This is a genomic window from Sphingomonas sp. (assembly GCF_048595155.1).
In the GTDB taxonomy this organism is placed as follows: domain Bacteria; phylum Pseudomonadota; class Alphaproteobacteria; order Sphingomonadales; family Sphingomonadaceae; genus Sphingomonas_I.
This window is the reverse complement of sequence record NZ_JBMDXN010000050.1, coordinates 1-17,136: the sequence shown is the minus strand read 5'-3', so window position 1 is coordinate 17,136 and position 17,136 is coordinate 1. Positions and strand designations below refer to the sequence as shown.

13 protein-coding genes and 2 pseudogenes are annotated in these 17,136 nt (G+C 65.6%); 6 read left to right on the top strand and 9 right to left on the bottom strand.

The genetic code is table 11. The annotated features are described in order from the left end of the window. Window positions 1–160: 160 nt before the first annotated feature. Window positions 161–655: a dihydrofolate reductase gene (locus ACOJSI_RS08440; RefSeq protein WP_420137828.1), complete on the bottom strand. Its 495-nt coding sequence runs from the start codon at window positions 653–655 to the stop codon at window positions 161–163. Between the two features lie 65 nt (window positions 656–720). Here ACOJSI_RS08440 and ACOJSI_RS08435 point away from each other — a divergent pair, with 65 nt between their 5' ends. Both ACOJSI_RS08435 and aat read left to right on the top strand, forming a co-directional pair. Then, the gene (locus ACOJSI_RS08435) at window positions 721–3,129 is read left to right on the top strand and encodes a zinc-dependent metalloprotease (protein ID WP_420137827.1); all 2,409 of its coding nucleotides are present in this window, start codon (window positions 721–723) and stop codon (window positions 3,127–3,129) included. 81 nt (window positions 3,130–3,210) lie between these two features. Continuing rightward, window positions 3,211–3,933, top strand: coding sequence for a leucyl/phenylalanyl-tRNA--protein transferase (aat, locus tag ACOJSI_RS08430; protein WP_420137826.1), 723 nt, complete (start codon window positions 3,211–3,213; stop codon window positions 3,931–3,933). A gap of 35 nt (window positions 3,934–3,968) precedes the next feature. Here the strand turns inward: aat and ACOJSI_RS08425 are convergent. From ACOJSI_RS08425 to ACOJSI_RS08405, 5 genes and pseudogenes are all read right to left on the bottom strand, one after another. After that, a pseudogene (locus tag ACOJSI_RS08425) lies at window positions 3,969–4,154 on the bottom strand (DUF2155 domain-containing protein); the annotation flags it as partial. Window positions 4,155–4,420: 266 nt separating this feature from the next. Beyond that, window positions 4,421–4,918: an outer membrane lipid asymmetry maintenance protein MlaD gene (locus ACOJSI_RS08420; RefSeq protein ID WP_420137825.1), complete on the bottom strand. Its 498-nt coding sequence runs from the start codon at window positions 4,916–4,918 to the stop codon at window positions 4,421–4,423. After that, entirely contained in the window at window positions 4,915–5,298 is a 384-nt protein-coding gene (locus ACOJSI_RS08415) for an NADH:ubiquinone oxidoreductase subunit NDUFA12 (protein WP_420137824.1), read from the bottom strand. Before ACOJSI_RS08415 ends, ACOJSI_RS08420 begins: the two co-directional genes overlap by 4 nt. A gap of 125 nt (window positions 5,299–5,423) precedes the next feature. Continuing rightward, window positions 5,424–6,026 carry a cold-shock protein gene (locus ACOJSI_RS08410; protein WP_420137823.1) on the bottom strand — a complete coding sequence of 201 codons (603 nt, stop codon included), beginning with the start codon at window positions 6,024–6,026 and terminating at the stop codon, window positions 5,424–5,426. Window positions 6,027–6,107: 81 nt separating this feature from the next. Next, window positions 6,108–6,650: a regulatory protein RecX gene (locus ACOJSI_RS08405; RefSeq protein ID WP_420137822.1), complete on the bottom strand. Its 543-nt coding sequence runs from the start codon at window positions 6,648–6,650 to the stop codon at window positions 6,108–6,110. A gap of 69 nt (window positions 6,651–6,719) precedes the next feature. Here ACOJSI_RS08405 and ACOJSI_RS08400 point away from each other — a divergent pair, with 69 nt between their 5' ends. Then, complete coding sequence (locus tag ACOJSI_RS08400) at window positions 6,720–8,507, top strand: fatty acyl-AMP ligase (protein ID WP_420137821.1); 1,788 nt, start codon at window positions 6,720–6,722, stop codon at window positions 8,505–8,507. Window positions 8,508–8,547: 40 nt separating this feature from the next. On the opposite strand, the gene ACOJSI_RS08395 is transcribed toward ACOJSI_RS08400, so the two are convergent. Then, a complete protein-coding gene (locus ACOJSI_RS08395; protein WP_420137820.1) occupies window positions 8,548–9,144 on the bottom strand; it encodes a hypothetical protein in 597 nt (198 codons plus the stop codon). Between the two features lie 114 nt (window positions 9,145–9,258). Further along, complete coding sequence (locus ACOJSI_RS08390) at window positions 9,259–9,528, bottom strand: hypothetical protein (RefSeq protein ID WP_420137819.1); 270 nt, start codon at window positions 9,526–9,528, stop codon at window positions 9,259–9,261. A gap of 224 nt (window positions 9,529–9,752) precedes the next feature. On the opposite strand from ACOJSI_RS08390, the gene ACOJSI_RS08385 reads away from it, so the two are divergent. The 3 genes from ACOJSI_RS08385 (at window position 9,753) to ACOJSI_RS08375 (ending at window position 14,220) form a co-directional block, all read left to right on the top strand. Next, a complete protein-coding gene (locus tag ACOJSI_RS08385; protein ID WP_420137818.1) occupies window positions 9,753–12,245 on the top strand; it encodes a TonB-dependent receptor in 2,493 nt (830 codons plus the stop codon). Beyond that, window positions 12,245–13,687: a CehA/McbA family metallohydrolase gene (locus ACOJSI_RS08380; RefSeq protein ID WP_420137817.1), complete on the top strand. Its 1,443-nt coding sequence runs from the start codon at window positions 12,245–12,247 to the stop codon at window positions 13,685–13,687. The genes ACOJSI_RS08385 and ACOJSI_RS08380 overlap by 1 nt, the downstream gene beginning before the upstream one ends. A 146-nt stretch (window positions 13,688–13,833) precedes the next feature. Continuing rightward, entirely contained in the window at window positions 13,834–14,220 is a 387-nt protein-coding gene (locus ACOJSI_RS08375; protein ID WP_420137816.1) for a DUF3224 domain-containing protein, read from the top strand. Window positions 14,221–14,538: 318 nt separating this feature from the next. Here ACOJSI_RS08375 and ACOJSI_RS08370 read toward each other — a convergent pair. Next, window positions 14,539–17,136: pseudogene (locus ACOJSI_RS08370) on the bottom strand (DNA-directed RNA polymerase subunit beta'); the annotation flags it as partial.

The following is a 17,136-nucleotide window of genomic DNA, read 5'->3' as shown; positions in this document are numbered from 1 at the left end:
GTGACGGGGATGCTTCTACGCGGAGCAATTTCCTCTCGTCACCCCGGCCTTGAGCCGGGGTCCCGCTTATCTTGCTGGCGGGGACGGAAGAGAAGGTAATTGCCTGGGCAGGCGCGTCAGGAAACGGGACCTCAGTTCAAGGCCACGGTGACGGGCATGGTCAGCGGGTCGCCCGCTCCAGTGTCACGAAACTGAATGCCGGCGCCCCGTCCGCCGACGCATGCTGTTCGCGCGCGGTTTCGTGCCAGTGGGACGGATCGAAGGGCGGCACGTGCGCGTCGCCTGGTACGTCCGCATGCACTTCGGTGAGCTCGATCCGGTCCGCGCGATCGAGGAACAAGGCGTAGATTTCCGCGCCGCCGATCACCGACACGGCATCGCCGCCCGCCAGCGCGATCGCGCCATCGACATCGTGCGCCACCTCCGCGCCGTCTGCCTGCCACGTCGGATCGCGCGTCAGCACGATGTGGCGGCGGCCCGGCAGCAGGCCGGGCAGACTTTCGAACGTCCGACGCCCCATGATCATCGGCTTTCCCGCCGTCAGCGCCTTGAAGTGCTTGAGGTCAGCAGGGATGCGCCACGGCAACCCCCCGTCCCGTCCGATCACGCCATTGTCGGCACGCGCCAGGATCAGCGTGATTTCGGGCTTTACCATGGCGGCATGCCTAGCAGGCGGCGTGCGCGCTCGCTAGCATCGCCACTTCACGCAGGGGGGCGGCATTGAAACGAGCTTATCTGGCACTGGCGGCGACGTTACTGGCGACTTCGGCCCTGGCCGCCCCACCGGCTTCCCCCTCTGCGTCCACAATCTCCGCCAACGGATTGCTGCCGGTTCAGATCGACAAGGCCGCGGGCAAGATCCTGATCACCTTGCCGGCGGCGGATGCCGACGGCATTGCGGGCCGCTTCCTCTATGCCACGTCGCTGCGCACCGGCATCGGCTCGGCCGAGCTCAACATGGACAAAGGTCTGATCGGCAACACCTATCTGCTCGTCTTCCGGCGGATCGGCGGGAAGGTCGCGATCCAATATGAGAATCCGCGCTTCCGTGCGTCCGATGCGCCCGCGCCCGAGCAGGCGGCGGCGCGGGACAGCTTCGCCTTCACCACCGCCTGGATCGGCAAGGTCGACACCGCCCTGCCCAATGGCGGCGCCGTGATCGACATCGCCCCGTTCCTGGCGAGCGATGTGATGGGGGTCGGCGCGCAACTTGCGCAAGCCGGCGCCAAAGGCTTCCAGCTGGATTCCGCCTTGAGCGTCGTCGACGCCGGCGCCACCAAGGTCTTCCCCGACAATATCGAGTTGGAGGCGCTGCAGACCTTCAAGTCCGACACGCCAGGCAGCGAGATCGAGAATATCGCACCCAACCCACGACAGATCAGCCTGATCGTGCACCACAGCCTTGTCCGGCTGCCCGACGCCGGATTCAAGCCGCGCCGCTTCGATCCCCGCACCGGAACCTTCGGCACCCAGGCGGTGGATTTCGGCGCGCCGCTCGGCGCGGCGGTCGTCTACGATCTCGCCCTGCGCTTCCGCCTCGAGAAGACCGATCCGTCGGCCGCCCGATCCACCGTCAAGAAACCGATCATCTTCTACATCGACAATGCCGCCCCCGCGCCGATCAGGGACGCGCTCGCCAAGGGCGTGAGCTGGTGGAGCCAGGCCTTCGATGCCGCCGGTTATATCGACGCCTTCCAGGTCAAGATCCTGCCGCCGGACGTCGACCCGATGGACGTGCGCTACAATGTCGTGAACTGGGTCGATCGGGCGACCCGCGGCTGGTCCTTCGGCCAGACGATCACGGACCCGCGCACCGGCGAGATCATGAAAGGATCGGTGATCCTTGGTGCGCTGCGCGTGCGTCAGGATATCCTCATCTACGAAGGCCTGGTCGGCACAGCCGGCCTGAACGGCGGCGGCCCGAACGATCCGGTGCGCGTGGCGCTGGCCCGTATTAGCCAACTCGGCGCGCATGAAGTCGGCCATTCGCTTGGTTTCGCGCACAATTTCGCCGCTTCCACGCAAGACCGCGCCTCGGTCATGGATTATCCGCCGCCGCGTATCGGCATGAAGGATGGCGCACCCGATCTTTCGGATGCCTATGCCGTGGGCATCGGCGCCTGGGACAGGGCAGCGGTCGACTGGCTCTACGGCACCGATTCGGACGCGGTCGCGAAAACCAAGGCCGATGCCGCAGAGGCGGCTGGCCTGCGCTACATTACGGATGGCGACGCGCGCGGCGCCGACGTTGGACAGCCCTGGGCAGCCTTGTGGGATGACGGGGCCGATCCCGTCGCCGAACTCACCCGGATCATGACCGTGCGGCGCGCCGCCTTGGATCGGTTCGGGATGGCCGTGATGACGCCGGGCGAGCCGATGGCGCAGATGCGGCGCAAGCTGGTGCCGATCTGGCTGCTTCACCGGTATCAGGTCGACGCTGCCGCCAAGTCGGTCGGCGGCATGACCTACACCTACGCGGTCGCCGGCGCGGGACATCCGGACTCCGTGCCAGTTCCGGCGGCACAGCAACGCGCCGCACTCACCGCCCTGCTCGCCACGCTGGATCCGCAGGCGCTGCGCGTGCCGGACCGCCTCGTTCCGCTCCTCTCCGCCGGTGCCCAGGGCAGCTACGACAAGCAATATGAGATCGAGATCTTCGCCGAAGCGGGTGGGCCGATCTTCGATCCTCTCGTCGCGACCGACGTGGCCGCGCGCGTCACGCTCGATGCGCTGCTCGCGCCCGCGCGATTGACCCGCCTGCTCCAGCAGCATGAGCGGGACGCGGGACTACCCGGCCTCGACGAGATGCTCGATCGGCTGACCGCCACCGTGATCGACAAAGCGCAGGACGCCGTTGGCCAGCGCATCGCCTGGCGCACCATCGTCAGGATGGCGCAGGCGCGGCGGGACTCCGCAGGCGACCCCAATGTCGCGGCCGTCCTCGATGATCGATTGCTCACGCTGGCCGACCGGCTGGCAGCCACGAAGGCGCCATGGGCACGCAGCCTTGCCCGAACGCTGCGCAATCGCGACGATCTCAACGCCTTGCTCGATGCGCAGAAGGACAAGCCGTCGATCCCGCCCGGCATGCCGATCGGGGATTCCGCAGAATATATGGATTTGCGTTAGGGCAACCCGCCACGCGGCAATTGCTCGCACCCACCCACCACGCCCATTGCGTCGGGGCCGATTGCCGTTACCGTATCGCCCATGGCCGTGCTGGATCCGGACCTGCTGCTACGCGCTTACTCGGTCGGCGTCTTCCCGATGGCGAGCACGCGTGACGCGGCGGACGTCTTCTGGGTCGAACCCAAGAAGCGTGGCGTCCTGCCGCTGGATCGCTTTCACCTGTCGCGCTCGCTTGCGAAGACGATCCGTTCCGATCGGTTCCAGGTCACGGTGGATCAGGCCTTCGGGCAGGTCGTGGCACTCTGCGCCGAGGCCACGGCCGACCGGCCCGACACCTGGATCAATCCCGATATCGAGACGGCCTATGGCGAGTTGCATCGCCGCGGCTACGCCCATTCGGTCGAGACCTGGCAGGATGGCCAGCTGGTCGGCGGCCTTTACGGCGTGCGGCTGGGGGCGGCTTTTTTCGGCGAGAGCATGTTCAGCCGCGTGCGCGATGCGTCGAAGGTTGCGCTCGCTTATCTCGTCGCCCGGCTGAAGGTCGGCGGGTTCCGCTTGCTGGACTGCCAATTTCTGACCGAGCATCTCGCTTCGCTCGGCACGATCGAGGTCGATCGCCAGGCTTATGTCGCGCTGTTGGACACAGCACTCGGGCTGGGCTCGCTGCCGTCCGGCGAAGCGGCCGCGGCACCGGCCGATTTCTTTGCGCTGGATCGCGGCGCAGCGGGTGCGGATGAGGCAGCCACCGTCTCCGGCCCGGCATCCGGATGGCGCATCGTGCAGCTCTTGGGCCAGACGTCGTAGAGCGGGTCTTCCACCACGTTCAACGACGGCGTTTCCTTGTAGAGCCAGCCCGAGAAGATTCGCCGCCAGCGGCCATCCGGCCCCTTCTTATCCGCCTGCACAAACGCACCGGTCAATTGTTCCGGCTCATAATCGGCGGTCGTCTCGCACGCCCGCAGCCGCACCACCAGATTGCCGAACCGCGCCGCCTGGCCCGGATGCAGGCTGATGTCGCGGGCCATGCCGTTACGCTTGTTAAGCACGCCGATCACCGCGACGCGCTCCGCCATCGGCGTGTCCTTGCTTATAGGCGGCGGTGTCGGCGCGGCGGCCGGACGGCTGGTCGGCCGCACCGCGGGTGCCGCGGCGATGCTGTTGCCCTGCTGCAGATCCGGCGAAAGCTCGACGTCAGGATCGGGCCTGGCTTGCTGGGTCTGCGAAACCGCCGTCCAGCTGATCGCGCCGACCGCCGCCAGCGCGAGCGCCACGGCGCCGGCGCGGCGCGGCCTCATGGCGTGGCGGTGGCGTTATCGCCGGCGGCCGGTTTGTCGCCCGAGGGTTTGTTGATGAACTGTCCGATCAGCGCCATCAGATCCATCGAACCCTGCGTATCCGTCACCGTATCGCCAGTCTTCAACGGAGTCGGGCTGCCGCCCGGGGTGAAGGCGATGAAGGTCGATCCCAGCAGGCCTTCCGACGTAACCGACGCGCTGCTGTCCGCCGGCAACTTGACGTCCGGGTTCAGCGCAACCGCGACCTTTACCTGGTAGCTTTGCGGATCCAGCGTCAGCCCGGTAACGCTGCCGACCTTCAGGCCGGAGATGCGCACGTCGGTGCCGGCGCTGACGCCGCTCGCGTTGGGAAAGATCACCGATATCTTGGTGGAGCCCGGCCGTTCGCCGCCCCCGGTACGGTCCCATGCGAACATCACGAACCAGACGGCAAGGATGACCACCAGCAGACCGACGAGTGCCTCGCCGATATTTTCGCGCAGGATCGCTCTCAATTGGGGCTCCAAGCCTCATAATCGCCGGTCGCAGCGGCACGATTGCCGCCACGTTCCAACGCACCGACCGGACGATAGGCCGCCGGCGTACCCGTCAGGTTGGGCACCGGATCCTTCACCCACGGCCGCGGGGCCGGCAGCTCGGTCGGCACGACATCCGTCTGATGGTGCAGCCAGCCGAACCAGGCCGGCGGAACGCGGCTCGCATCGTTGGCACCCTGATAGATGACCCAGCGACGGGTCTGGCCGGCGATCGGCTTCTTCGATTCGAAATAGGCATTGCCCAGCGAATCGCTTCCCACCCGGCTGCCATTGCGCCAGCTGAACAGGGACGTGCCGATGGTGGCGCCATTCCACCAGGTAAAGATGCGCTTCAGCATGGATCGCGCTTAGCCGCGAAGACGGGCACGGCGCAACCGCCTATGCGACCGGCCACTGCAAGAGACGACGTGCGCCGCCTTCGTCGCATCCTGCTCGCAACGGCCATCGCCCGGCGCCGCCCTGCTTAGTCGCGTGCCTCGATCACGACAGCGAGCGGCCCCTTGCGACCGTCCGCGATACGCGCGCGCAACGGCTGATCGGGATCCAGGCTGGCAAACCCCGCACGGCGCAGCGTCTCCATGTGAATGAAGATGTCGGCACCGCCATCGTCGCGGACAACGAAGCCATAGCCCTTCAACTGGTTGAACCATTTGACGCGCACAGGCTCGAACGGCCCTGCTTCGCCCTCCAGCTGGAGGGGATCGACGCGATCGGCGTTGCGACGCGCGATCAGATCGGCATCAGGCCCGGTCGCGGTCGACAGATCGAAGCTGATCACGCGATGAGCCTGCAAACCGCGATCGCGCGCGACCACTTCGCACACGACGCGCGTGCCCTCCGGCAAGGTCCGCCGGTTATGATCGCGCAAGACCGAGAAGTGCAGAAGAATGTCCCCCTCGCCGCCGTCCCCGACAATGAAGCCGAAGCCGCGCGTGCCGTCGAACCACTTCACGCTGCCCGTCGCAACGATCGCCGGCGCGACATTCCCCGTGTCGCGCGCCGTGATCAACGTTTCCCCCTCGATGCTGGCCGTCGAGGCCAGCATCGCTACGTCGGCACTCTTCATCTTTTTAAACCTTAAGCACGAACAGTGTAGGTTAACATGTTTGTAGCATTGGGAAAGACCAAAAAGGGCCGAAACGAACTTTCATTCATCGTCTGTCAAGAAAGCCCCTGGGGATGCACTGGCGATGCGCCGCGCGAGGTCAAGAGAATGACCGGCGCGCATCAATGCAGCCAAGTTGCGGCGACGTTGATCGGGGTCGGCATCCTCCTGCGCGAAGGGGCCGATGCGTTTGCGCCGGGCAAAGCGCAGCGCTGCCTCCCAGGCTTCGGCGCGCGCGGTCTCCCGCACCGGGGCGGCCGTCTCGGCATGGATCCCGACCGCGCGCAGCGCCGCCGCGACCCGCTGTTCGCCGAAGCCGCGCCGCGTCAGCGCCGCCCCGCGGGCCATGGCAAAGCCGGCATCATCGACATAGCCAAGCTCGGCGCAGCGTTCGACGACCCGATCGACCGGCGGATCGCCTTCGCCATCCCACCCCCGTGACGCGAGCTTGCGAACGAGATAATGGCGCAATTTCGCGCGCGTGGTTGCATAGCGTCCCAGATAGGCTAGCGCGATCTGGTTGAGGGCCTCGGCATCCAGCGGTTTCGCCGTGCGGGGCCCTGACGTGTAATTGCGGCGTGACATGTGCCATCTTTGTGCCACAGTCGGGCCGGAATTTGAACGCGGCATGGCGCTTACGGTATGCGTTTGGCCATGCGCATAGGGCGCGGACCAGAGAGGAGACGTTCGAGGGTGCACACGGCCAGTGCGGATTGTAAGCTGACGCCGACGCCGAGCGATGACGCGCTCCCGCGCCGTTATGCGGACTTCGCGACGCTTGGTGAGTCGCTCGATTATGCTGCGCAGGGCACGCTCGGCCTGAATTTTCACGACCCGCGTGGAAATCTGGTGCGCGCCTACGGCTTTGCCGAGCTGCGGTCCGACGCGATCCGGATCGCGCACCGGCTGGTTGCGCGCGGTCTGGAACCGGGCGCGCGGATCGCGATGCTGGCCGAAACCGGCGCCGATTTCGCCGCCGCCTTCTTCGGCGCCATCTATGCGGGCATATGGCCCGTGCCGCTGCCCCTGCCGACCTCCTTCGGCGGCAAGGACGCCTATATCGATCAGTTGGCGGTACAGCTGGCCAGCTCGGATCCGACATTGCTGCTCTATCCGGCCGAACTTGAGGGCATGGCGCAGGCCGCCGCCCAGGCGCGCGGCGTCGTTGCGGCCAGCTACGAACAACTGGCGCAGGAAGACGCGCCGGCGGTCGATCTCGCGCCCGCCCAACCGGACGACATCGCCTATCTGCAATATTCGTCCGGCTCGACGCGCTTCCCGCATGGCGTCGCCATCACGCACCGGGCGCTGATGTCGAACCTCGCCGCCCATTCGATCGGCATGGACGTACAGGCGGGCGATCGCTGCGTGTCGTGGCTGCCCTGGTATCACGACATGGGGCTGGTCGGCTGCCTGCTATCGCCGGTCGCCAACCAGGTCTCGACCGATTATCTGAAGACGGAGGATTTCGCCCGCCGTCCGCTCGCCTGGCTGGATCTGATCAGCCGCAATCCGGGCACGACCCTCTCTTACTCCCCCACCTTCGGTTACGACATCTGCGCGCGCCGCATGTCGAGCCAGACGCGGGCGAGCGACCGGTTCGACCTGTCGCGCTGGCGCGTGGCCGGCAATGGTGCGGACATGATCCGCCCGGACGTGATGCAGGCGTTCGTCGATGCCTTTGCCGAGGCCGGGTTCGACGCCAAGGCGTTCCTGCCGTCCTACGGCCTTGCCGAGGCGACCCTGGCGGTATCGATCATGCCGCCGGGCGAAGGCATCGTCGTCGAACTGGTCGAAGAGACGGAGCTGTCCGGCGGCGGCCTCGCCACGGTCGGCCGGCCGCAGCGCTATCGCGCCGTCGTCAATTGCGGCAAGCCGGCGCGCGAAATGGAAATCGCGATCCGCGACGAGGATGGCAGCAAGCTGCCCGAACGCGCGATCGGCAAGGTCTGGTGTCGCGGCCCATCGGTGATGGTCGGCTATTTCCGCGATCCCGAGGCGACCGATGCCTGCCTCGTCGATGGGTGGCTCGACACCGGCGACATGGGCTACATGTCCAACGGCTATATTTATATCGTCGGCCGCGCCAAGGACATGATCATCATCAACGGCCGCAACCATTGGCCGCAGGATATCGAATGGGCGGTCGAGCAGCTGCCCGGCTTCAAGGCGGGCGACATCGCCGCCTTCGCGATCACGACGCCCGGCGGCGAAGAGACGCCCGCCGTCCTCGTCCAGTGCCGCACGTCCGACCCGGACGAGCGCACGCGTCTGCGCGACGAGATCCGCGAAAAGGTGCGTGCCATTACCGGCATGAACTGCGTGGTGGAGTTGATCCCGCCCAAGACGCTGCCGCGCACCAGCTCGGGCAAGCTCAGCCGCTCCAAGGCGCGCAACCTCTATCTGTCGGGTGAGATGGAGCTGTACGACCTCGCTGCCTGACTAGGTCGTGGCGTTCTAGCGCGTCAGGCCTGCGTGCCGGCTACCATTCCAGGCGGGTTGCGATCGCATCGGCTTCGGCCGCCGCGAAGCGTCGTCCGAGCCGCGCCCGCAATTCGCTGGCCCATTCCGGGCGCACCTCGAAATCCTCATTATAGACGTCTTCGCCGGCTTCCTCGTGCAGGCGCCCGATCGTCCCGAGCGCAAAGCCCATGGCGAACAGATCATCGAACAGGCGCAGCGGTGCCCAGCTGCCGCGGCCTTGCCGGTCGTGCAGGATCTGCCCGCTCGCCTCATCGAGGATGAAGGGATCGCCGCCCTGGTCGCCGACGACCAGCCATTCCTCCTGCCAGTCCGGGATCCGTGCGCCGCTGCGGCCGTCCCAGCGATAGCCCGCCTGAAACGCCCAGAGACCGGATAAGGGCGGCAACCAGAAGGGATTGCCTAGGGTCGGGATTTCGAGGCCTTCGGGACCATGCGGGCGATGCTTTCCATAAGGCCCGACCTCTTCATAGAAGCGCAGAAGGCTGGGATGCAGCGGCCGATCGCCTGTCCAGTCTGAAGCGGGCTGGGCCTGCAACGCACCAAAGGGCGCCAAAGCGTCTCGCGCATCCTCGGACGAGATCGACGAAGCGGTCATGCCTTCCCTCCTCCTTCTGCTCAGCCCCGATACACGGCCGACCCAGCGTCAGATGCGCGGCACCCGCCGCGACCATCTTTCAAGAGCATGCAACGCACGGCATCGCGGAAGGGATCAGCGCTGATCGTCCTGTTGTGCCTGTTGGCGAGCCTGCTCGCGCGCGAGCTTGCGTTCGCGCTTGGCCTCCTTGCGGGCTTCCTTCGCACGCTGCTCATCCAGCTTCCGTTCCCGGCGGCCGCGTTTCTCGTCCGCCTCTTTCTGACTGGTGGTCATCTTGTCGACCGACCAGCTGGCCACCCGCACCGGCGCGGTCACGACATGGCCGACGGTGGAGACGCACGCCGCAAGCGGCAACAGCAGAAGCAAAGGGAGCGCGCGTTTCATGAAGCCGGGCATAACAGGAAGTGGCAGCGGACGCACGAGCACCCATGCATCCAGGGCATAGCTGACGCACCTTCGGGCGCGGCCACGCCCCATTTGGCCGCCGTTCCTATGGCGGAGGTACCACAGCGCCCGTCTTTCACGGCTTTGTCGCGGAACCGTAGCCCTACCGTCATCCACCGATCCTAGCGCGCCGGCCCTCACACCAGGTCAAGTCGGGGATTGGAATGAAGGTCCGTCATGTTGCGCGCCCGGTCATATTCGCATTGCTGGCAAGCTGCAGCGCCGCCGCGCTTGCGCAGGCGGATCCGGGGAGCAGTGCCCGCCCCGCCCAGGACGAAGAGATCGTCGTCACCGGCCGCGCCGGCGCGGGCGAGCGCACGAAGCTGGACACGAGCTACGCCATCACGACGATCGGCAATGACATGCTGCGATCGCGCGCGCCGTCCAGCGTGACCGAAGCGCTGAAATCGGTACCCGGCTTCTGGGTCGAAGCCTCCGGTGGCGAAGGCAGCGGCAATGTCCGCGCCCGCGGCATCCCCGTCGACGGCTATGGCTCGATCAACCTGCTCGAAGACGGCCTGCCGGTGCAGCACGATCCCGCGCTCGGCTATCTCAACGCGGACCAGGCGTTCCGCATCGACGAATCGATCGAGCGGATCGAGGTCGTGCGCGGCGGCCCCTCTTCGATCTTCGAGCCCAACGCCCCGGGCGGCGTGGTCAACTTCATCACCAAGCGCCCCGGCGACAGCCTCTCCGGCAATGCGCGGCTGCTGTATGGGCCGACCGCCGACCTATACCGGTTCGACGGATGGATCGGCGCACCGATCGGCGGCGGTTGGAAATTCGACGTGGGTGGCTTCTACCGCAACGAGCGCGGTGTGCGCGATCCGGGCTTCACCGGCAATAAGGGCGGCCAGATCCGCGCCGATCTCGGCAAGGATTTCGGGAACGTCCAGGTCAATCTCAGCTATAAGAGACTTGCCGACGACGCGATCTTCTACACGGGCATTCCGCTTACCAAGGACAGCAACGGCAAGATCGTCGGCATTGCAGGGTTCGATCCGCATTACGACACCACCGCGAGCCGCGCGACCGCGTTCCTGACGCTGAGGGATGCCAACGGGCCGGTCTTCTTCAACAATACAGACGGCACCCGCATCCGCCTCAACCAATATTCGGCGATGGTGGACTGGCAGGTCGCCGATGGCTGGAAGCTCTCCAACAAGGCGCGCTACCGAACCAGCAACACGGTTCGCAACGGTGTCTATCCCGCCTCGGTCGGCACCGCGGCTGCGCTGCTCGCCCAATATCAGCCGACCCTGCTCAGCGCCTATCCCGGCGCGAGCAGCATCGCCCTGCGTTATACGGATACCGGGCAGGCGTTCGATATCGCCAACCAGAACGGCAATGGCGACGTTTTCATCAATGCGGCCCGGCCGGTCACCGTCAACGAGGACGAGTTTCTCGACGATCTACGCCTGGCCCACCGTTTCGACATGGGCAGCATGACGCACGACGTCGCGGTCGGCTTTTACTATGCCCATATCAAGGAGAGGTTCCGCCGTTACTCCGCCTCCACCATTCAGGACGTGTCCGGCAATTCCCGCCTGCTCGATCTGGTGGCGCTGAACGCCGCCGGTCAGGTGGTGGGTGCGCTCACCCAGAATGGCGTCTCTCGTTACGGATCGGAATTCGCCAACGGCTCGGGCGATCAGGATACGTTCGCGCTCTACGCCTCCGACGAATGGCAGATCACGCCGCAATTGCGCGTGGACGGCGGCGTCCGCTGGGAAAAGGTCAACACCAGCGGTGCGCAGGAAGGATCCAAGACGGTCGACCTCGGCGATCCGACCACGCTCGCCGACAATCAGGTGCTGACCGGCAACGGCATCTTCACGCCTTTCGATCGCAGTTTCGATCATGTCGGCTACACGCTGGGCGCCGACTGGCAGTTCGCTCGTCATGCCGGCCTGTTCGCGCGCTATACCTCCACCTTCCGTCTTCCCAGCGTCGGCAGCTTCATCACCAGCGCCACCGCCGTGCCCCGCACGCAAGGCATCAAGATGTACGAAGCCGGCCTCAAATATGCGACCCCGCTGCTCAGCCTCTATGCGACCGGCTTTCTGACCGATTTCGATGCCTATTCGATCGGCAACACGCAGTTCGATCCGGTCACGCAGGGCTTCACACAGCAGACCATCTATACCGACACGCGCGCTTATGGCGTCGAATTCGAAGGGACGATCCGGCCAACACCGTGGTTCGACTTCACGCTGAACGCCACTTGGCAGGATCCCACATTCCGTAACCTGCGCTACGGTGAATTGCAGGGCACCACGCTGATCCCGCGCGATTATTCCGGCAACCAACTGCTGCGTGTGCCCAAATTCGCGCTGCGCGCCACGCCCGCGCTCACCCTGTTCGACAACCGCCTGCGCGCGCAGATGGATGTCGAATATTATGGGAAGCGTTTCGCCGACGCCGCCAACACGTCCAAGCTGCCGTCCTACACCGCGCTCAACGCCAGCATTCGCTTCGCGCTGAACGATCAGATCACGCTGTGGGCCTATGGCGACAATCTCACCAACACGATCGGGCTGACCGAAGGCAATCCGCGCGCCGGCGAACTGACCAGCGGCCAATCGAACGACCTGCTGTTCATCGGCCGGCCGATCGTCGGACGCAATTTCCGCTTCGCGGTGGACTTCAAATTCTGATGGGTCTTTTCCCCATCATACTGGCGGCAGCGGCGCAGGCACTGCCTGCGCCGCCTGCCGATCTGACGTTCAGCGGACAGGTCACGGCCGCAGACCATCAGCATTATCGTCAGATCCCGTTCGATGTCCCGCCGGGGGTTGAGCGGGTCACGATCGTCCTCGACTATGACAAATCGAACAAGACGGTCATCGATCTGGGGCTATGGGACAATCAGCGGTTCCGCGGCTGGAGCGGCGGCGCGCGGGACCGCTTCACCGTAGCGCCGAGTGATGCCTCGCCCGGCTATCTGCCGGGCGCGATCCTGCCGGGACGATGGCATGTCGAACTGGGTATTCCCAATGCGCGTGCCAACAGCCACAGCGGCTATCGCCTTCGCGTTTTCTTCGATCGAGACGCCGATCGCCGGGCGAGCTCCGCCATTGCCGATGCCCCGCTCCGCGCTGCGCCCGACTGGTATCGCGGCGATCTTCACATGCACGACGCGAATAGCGATGGCAGCTGCGCCAGCGCGTCGGGCCGGCGCGTGCCCTGCCCGCTTTTCCGTACGGTCGCGGCCGCTGCGCAGGCCGGCCTCGATTTCATCGCCGTGACCGATCACAATACGGTCTCTCATTTCGGCGGCCTACGGGAGCTGCAGCCCTATTTCGACCGGACGCTCCTGATCCCTGGGACGGAGATCACGACCTTCCACGGCCACGCCAATGCGATCGGGCAGCAGAGCTTCCTGGATTTTCGCGTCGGCACCCCGGATGTTCCGAACATCGTCGCGCTCGAACGCGCCGTCGCGCGGGCGGGCGCCATTCTTACCATCAACCATCCCAATCTGCCCTCCGGCGAGACCTGTATGGGATGCGGCTGGACGTGGCCGGACACCGATTATACGGGCATCACCGCCATCGAGGCGGTGAACGGATCGATCGCCGAAGGGGCCTATGCCGGGCTCGGCTTCTGGTATGCGCGCCTCAACGAAGGGCATAGGCTGACGGGGGTTGGCGGGAGCGACAATCACGATTCCGATCCTGACCCGAAACGCGCGCCTGTCGGGCGCCCCACTACCGTCGTTCACGCCCTCGCTTTGTCGACGCCGGCCATCCTCGCCGGCATCCGCGCCGGCAACGTCTTCATCGACGTGGCCGGCACGCGCGACCGTCTCCTGGAGGTGGAGGCAAGCTCGGGCTCGTCCCGTGCCGTCATGGGTGGATCGCTGCACCTCGCCCGGACCATAGCAATAGAGGCCCAGGTACAGGGGGTTGCCGACGGCCAGGCAGTCCTGATCGTGGACGGCAAGGCAAGCGGTGAACCCCAGCCGATCGACACCGCCCGCCGATCCGCTCGCTTTGCCATCGATGCGGCGTCCGTGCGTCGCTGGATCAGCGTGAACATCCTTGGCGCGGGGCACCCGCTGCTGATCGGCAACCCGATCTACATCGATCGCCGCTGAGAACGGGCAGCTGCCAGCCAGACCCGGAGGATCCGGCGACGGTTGCCGGCGCGAACGTCCGCCTGGCGAGCAGCCATTTGTGCGTCCGCATTCCAAAGCGCGCATTACCACGGTAAATTGGGGGCGAGCGGATACAGGGGGATGCTATGGAAGCTGAAGCGATCGGCACCTTTGATGTGAAGCTTGCGCCGATCGACTCCGGTCCGAGCCCGATCGGCAGCCTGTCGATCGACAAGATCTTCCACGGCGACCTGCAAGGCACCAGCGCCGGCCAGATGCTGGCGTTCCGCAGCGACGTCGAGGGTTCCGCCGGCTACGTCGCGATGGAGCGGGTCACGGCCTCGCTTGCCGGGCGGGAAGGCGCCTTCACCCTGCAGCATAGCGGGTTGATGGACAAAGGCTCGCCCTCCTTGACGGTCATCGTCGTGCCGGATTCAGGCACGGACGGGCTGGCTGGCCTGACCGGCACAATGAACATCGTCGTCACACCCGGCCGGCACGATTATCAGTTCCGCTATATATTGCCGGATTAGGAATCGTACGGCTGCTCCGCCGTCATCGCGCCAGGCAGAGCAGGAAAGCGCCATATGGCCTGCCTTGCTCCATCTGGGCGCGAGCGGAATGGGTGACTTGAACAACAGAGGTGGCGCAGCGCCTGCGCCCCGCCGCAAGATGGATGCCATCTACCGGCGTCCATAACGAGCGCCGACGCCACGGTGACGCCCGTCACGCTCAGCGATGTGCCAGCGAGACGGCGTAGAATCGCTTGGTCCAGGGCGACTGTCGCCCACGAAAAAGCCGCCGCCCACCGGAGTGGACGACGGCTCTTTTCGGTCAACCTGACAGCGGTCTTAGCTGTTCAGGTAATCGCCTGCATCCGCGTCGGTGCCGTGGGTCTCGCCCACAACCTCGCCCAGCGGATCGTTGCCGGTATCGGCCTCGACCGCACGCTTCAGCTCGGCCTCATGCTCTTCAGCCGCCGTCTTCGGAGCGACGATCGCGGCCGCCAGGCTACGCTGCGAGGCGCGCAGCGCCGCGTCGCGCGACGATGCCGTAACCCGCAGGCGGTTCATGCCCGCGCCGGTACCCGCCGGGATGAGACGGCCGACGATCACATTCTCCTTGAGCCCGTTCAGGCTGTCGATCTTGCCCTGCACCGAAGCCTCGGTGAGGACGCGCGTCGTTTCCTGGAAAGACGCCGCCGAGATGAACGAGCGCGTCTGGAGCGAGGCCTTGGTGATGCCGAGCAGGATGGGCTTGCCCTCCGCCGGCGTCTGGCCCTTTTCGAGCTTCGCGTTGATCTCGTCCATCTCCTCGCGGTCCACCTGCTCACCGGGGAGCAGGGTGGTGTCGCCGGCGGCCGTGATCTCAACCTTCTGCAGCATCTGACGAACGATCGTCTCGATGTGCTTGTCGTTGATCTTCACGCCCTGCAGTCGATAGACTTCCTGGATTTCCGACACGAGATATTCGGCAAGCGGCTCGATGCCGAGCACTTCCAGAATATCGTGCGGATCGGGCGAGCCGCCGATGAGGTTGTCGCCGCGCTTGACGTAATCGCCTTCCTGCGCGTCGATCGTCTTCGACTTCGGCACCAGATACTCGACCGGCTCCGACCCATCATCCGGACGGATGATGACCTTGCGCTTGGCCTTGTAATCCTTGCCGAACTCGACCCGGCCGGAAATCTTCGCGATGATCGCGTTTTCCTTCGGCTTGCGCGCTTCGAACAGCTCGGCGACGCGCGGCAGACCACCGGTGATGTCGCGGGTACGTGCCGCTTCGCGCGGAACACGTGCCAGCACTTCGCCGGCTTCGACCATCTGGCCGTCCTCGACCGCGATGACCGCGCCCGGTGCCAGACGGGACACGCCCGCCTCGCCCGAAGCCTCGTCCAGCAGGGTGATCCGCGGACGCAGATCCTCCTTCTTGGCGCGACCCGTATCCTCGATCACCACGCGCTGGGTCAGGCCGGTCGTTTCGTCCGACTCCTCGCGCACCGTGCGGTTCTCGATCAGATCCTGGAAGCGGACCATGCCCTTCTTGTCGGTGATCACCGGCATATAGGCCGGATCCCACTGCGCGATGCGATCGCCCTTGGAGACAATCGCGCCGTCGTTGACGAGCAGCTGCGCGCCGTACGGCAGACGGTGGGTCGAACGCTCGCGGCCGTCCATATCGACGATCGCGATTTCCGCCGAACGCGACAGCGCGATGTGCTGACCGCGTGCGTTGGTGATCGTCGGCAGGCCGCGCAGCTCGATCTTGCCGTCGGACACGGCTTCCAGGTTCGACTGCTCGTTGAGCTGTGCCGCACCGCCGATGTGGAAGGTCCGCATCGTCAGCTGCGTGCCCGGCTCACCGATCGACTGCGCCGCGATGACGCCGACCGCTTCGCCGATATTCACCGGCGTACCGCGGGCAAGGTCACGGCCGTAGCAGGCCGCGCAGACGCCGCCCTTGGATTCGCACACCAGCGGCGAGCGGATCTTCACGGCCTGCGGCGACACCGCCTCGATCGATGCCACCATCGCTTCGTCGAGCAACGTGCCTTCCGGAACGATCGTCTCACCGGTCTTGCTGTCGACGATATCCTCGGCCGTGGTGCGGCCCAGAATACGCTCGCCCAGCGAGGCGATGGTCGAACCGCCCTGCACGATCGCACGCATTTCCAGCGCACGCTCGGTGCCGCAGTCGATCTCGACGACGACGCAATCCTGCGACACGTCGACCAGACGGCGGGTCAGATAGCCCGAGTTCGCCGTCTTCAACGCCGTATCCGCGAGGCCCTTACGGGCGCCGTGGGTGGAGTTGAAATATTCAAGGACGGTCAGGCCTTCCTTGAAGTTCGAGATGATCGGCGTCTCGATGATCTCACCCGACGGCTTGGCCATCAGGCCGCGCATGCCGGCGAGCTGCTTGATCTGGGCCTGCGAACCGCGGGCACCGGAATGGGCCATCATGTAGATCGAGTTGATGTCGGCTTCGCGACCGTCGGAGGTCTTCTTGACCGCCTGGATCTCCTTCATCATCTCGTTCGCAACGCGATCACCGCAACGCGACCAGGCGTCGATCACCTTGTTATACTTTTCCTGCTGGGTGATCAGGCCGTCCTGATACTGCTGCTCGTAATCCTTCACGAGGGCGCGGGTCTCGTCGACCAGCGCTTCCTTCGAGTCCGGGATCACCATGTCGTCCTTGCCGAACGAGATGCCGGCCTTGAACGCGTGCCGGAAGCCCAGCGCCATGATGGCGTCGGCGAACAGCACCGTCTCCTTCTGGCCGGTGTGACGATAGACTTCGTCGATGACGTCGCCGATGTCCTTCTTGGTCAGCAGGCGGTTGACGATTTCGAACGGCACCTTGTGGCTCTTCGGGAGCGTCTCGCCGAGCAGCATGCGGCCGGCGGTCGTCTCGAACCGCTTCATGTAGGTGTTGCCCTGCTCGTC

Excerpts from the sequence above, each read along its gene's own strand:
- ACOJSI_RS08390 (WP_420137819.1), bottom strand. The coding sequence starts at position 9,528 with ATGAAACGCGCGCTCCCTTTGCTTCTGCTGTTGCCGCTTGCGGCGTGC.
- ACOJSI_RS08375 (WP_420137816.1), top strand. The coding sequence starts at position 13,834 with ATGGAAGCTGAAGCGATCGGCACCTTTGATGTGAAGCTTGCGCCGATC.
- ACOJSI_RS08395 (WP_420137820.1), bottom strand. The coding sequence starts at position 9,144 with ATGACCGCTTCGTCGATCTCGTCCGAGGATGCGCGAGACGCTTTGGCG.
- aat (WP_420137826.1), top strand. The coding sequence starts at position 3,211 with ATGGCCGTGCTGGATCCGGACCTGCTGCTACGCGCTTACTCGGTCGGC.
- ACOJSI_RS08400 (WP_420137821.1), top strand. The coding sequence starts at position 6,720 with ATGCGCATAGGGCGCGGACCAGAGAGGAGACGTTCGAGGGTGCACACG.
- ACOJSI_RS08405 (WP_420137822.1), bottom strand. The coding sequence starts at position 6,650 with ATGTCACGCCGCAATTACACGTCAGGGCCCCGCACGGCGAAACCGCTG.
- ACOJSI_RS08440 (WP_420137828.1), bottom strand. The coding sequence starts at position 655 with ATGGTAAAGCCCGAAATCACGCTGATCCTGGCGCGTGCCGACAATGGC.
- ACOJSI_RS08415 (WP_420137824.1), bottom strand. The coding sequence starts at position 5,298 with ATGCTGAAGCGCATCTTTACCTGGTGGAATGGCGCCACCATCGGCACG.
- ACOJSI_RS08380 (WP_420137817.1), top strand. The coding sequence starts at position 12,245 with ATGGGTCTTTTCCCCATCATACTGGCGGCAGCGGCGCAGGCACTGCCT.
- ACOJSI_RS08385 (WP_420137818.1), top strand. The coding sequence starts at position 9,753 with ATGAAGGTCCGTCATGTTGCGCGCCCGGTCATATTCGCATTGCTGGCA.
- ACOJSI_RS08410 (WP_420137823.1), bottom strand. The coding sequence starts at position 6,026 with ATGAAGAGTGCCGACGTAGCGATGCTGGCCTCGACGGCCAGCATCGAG.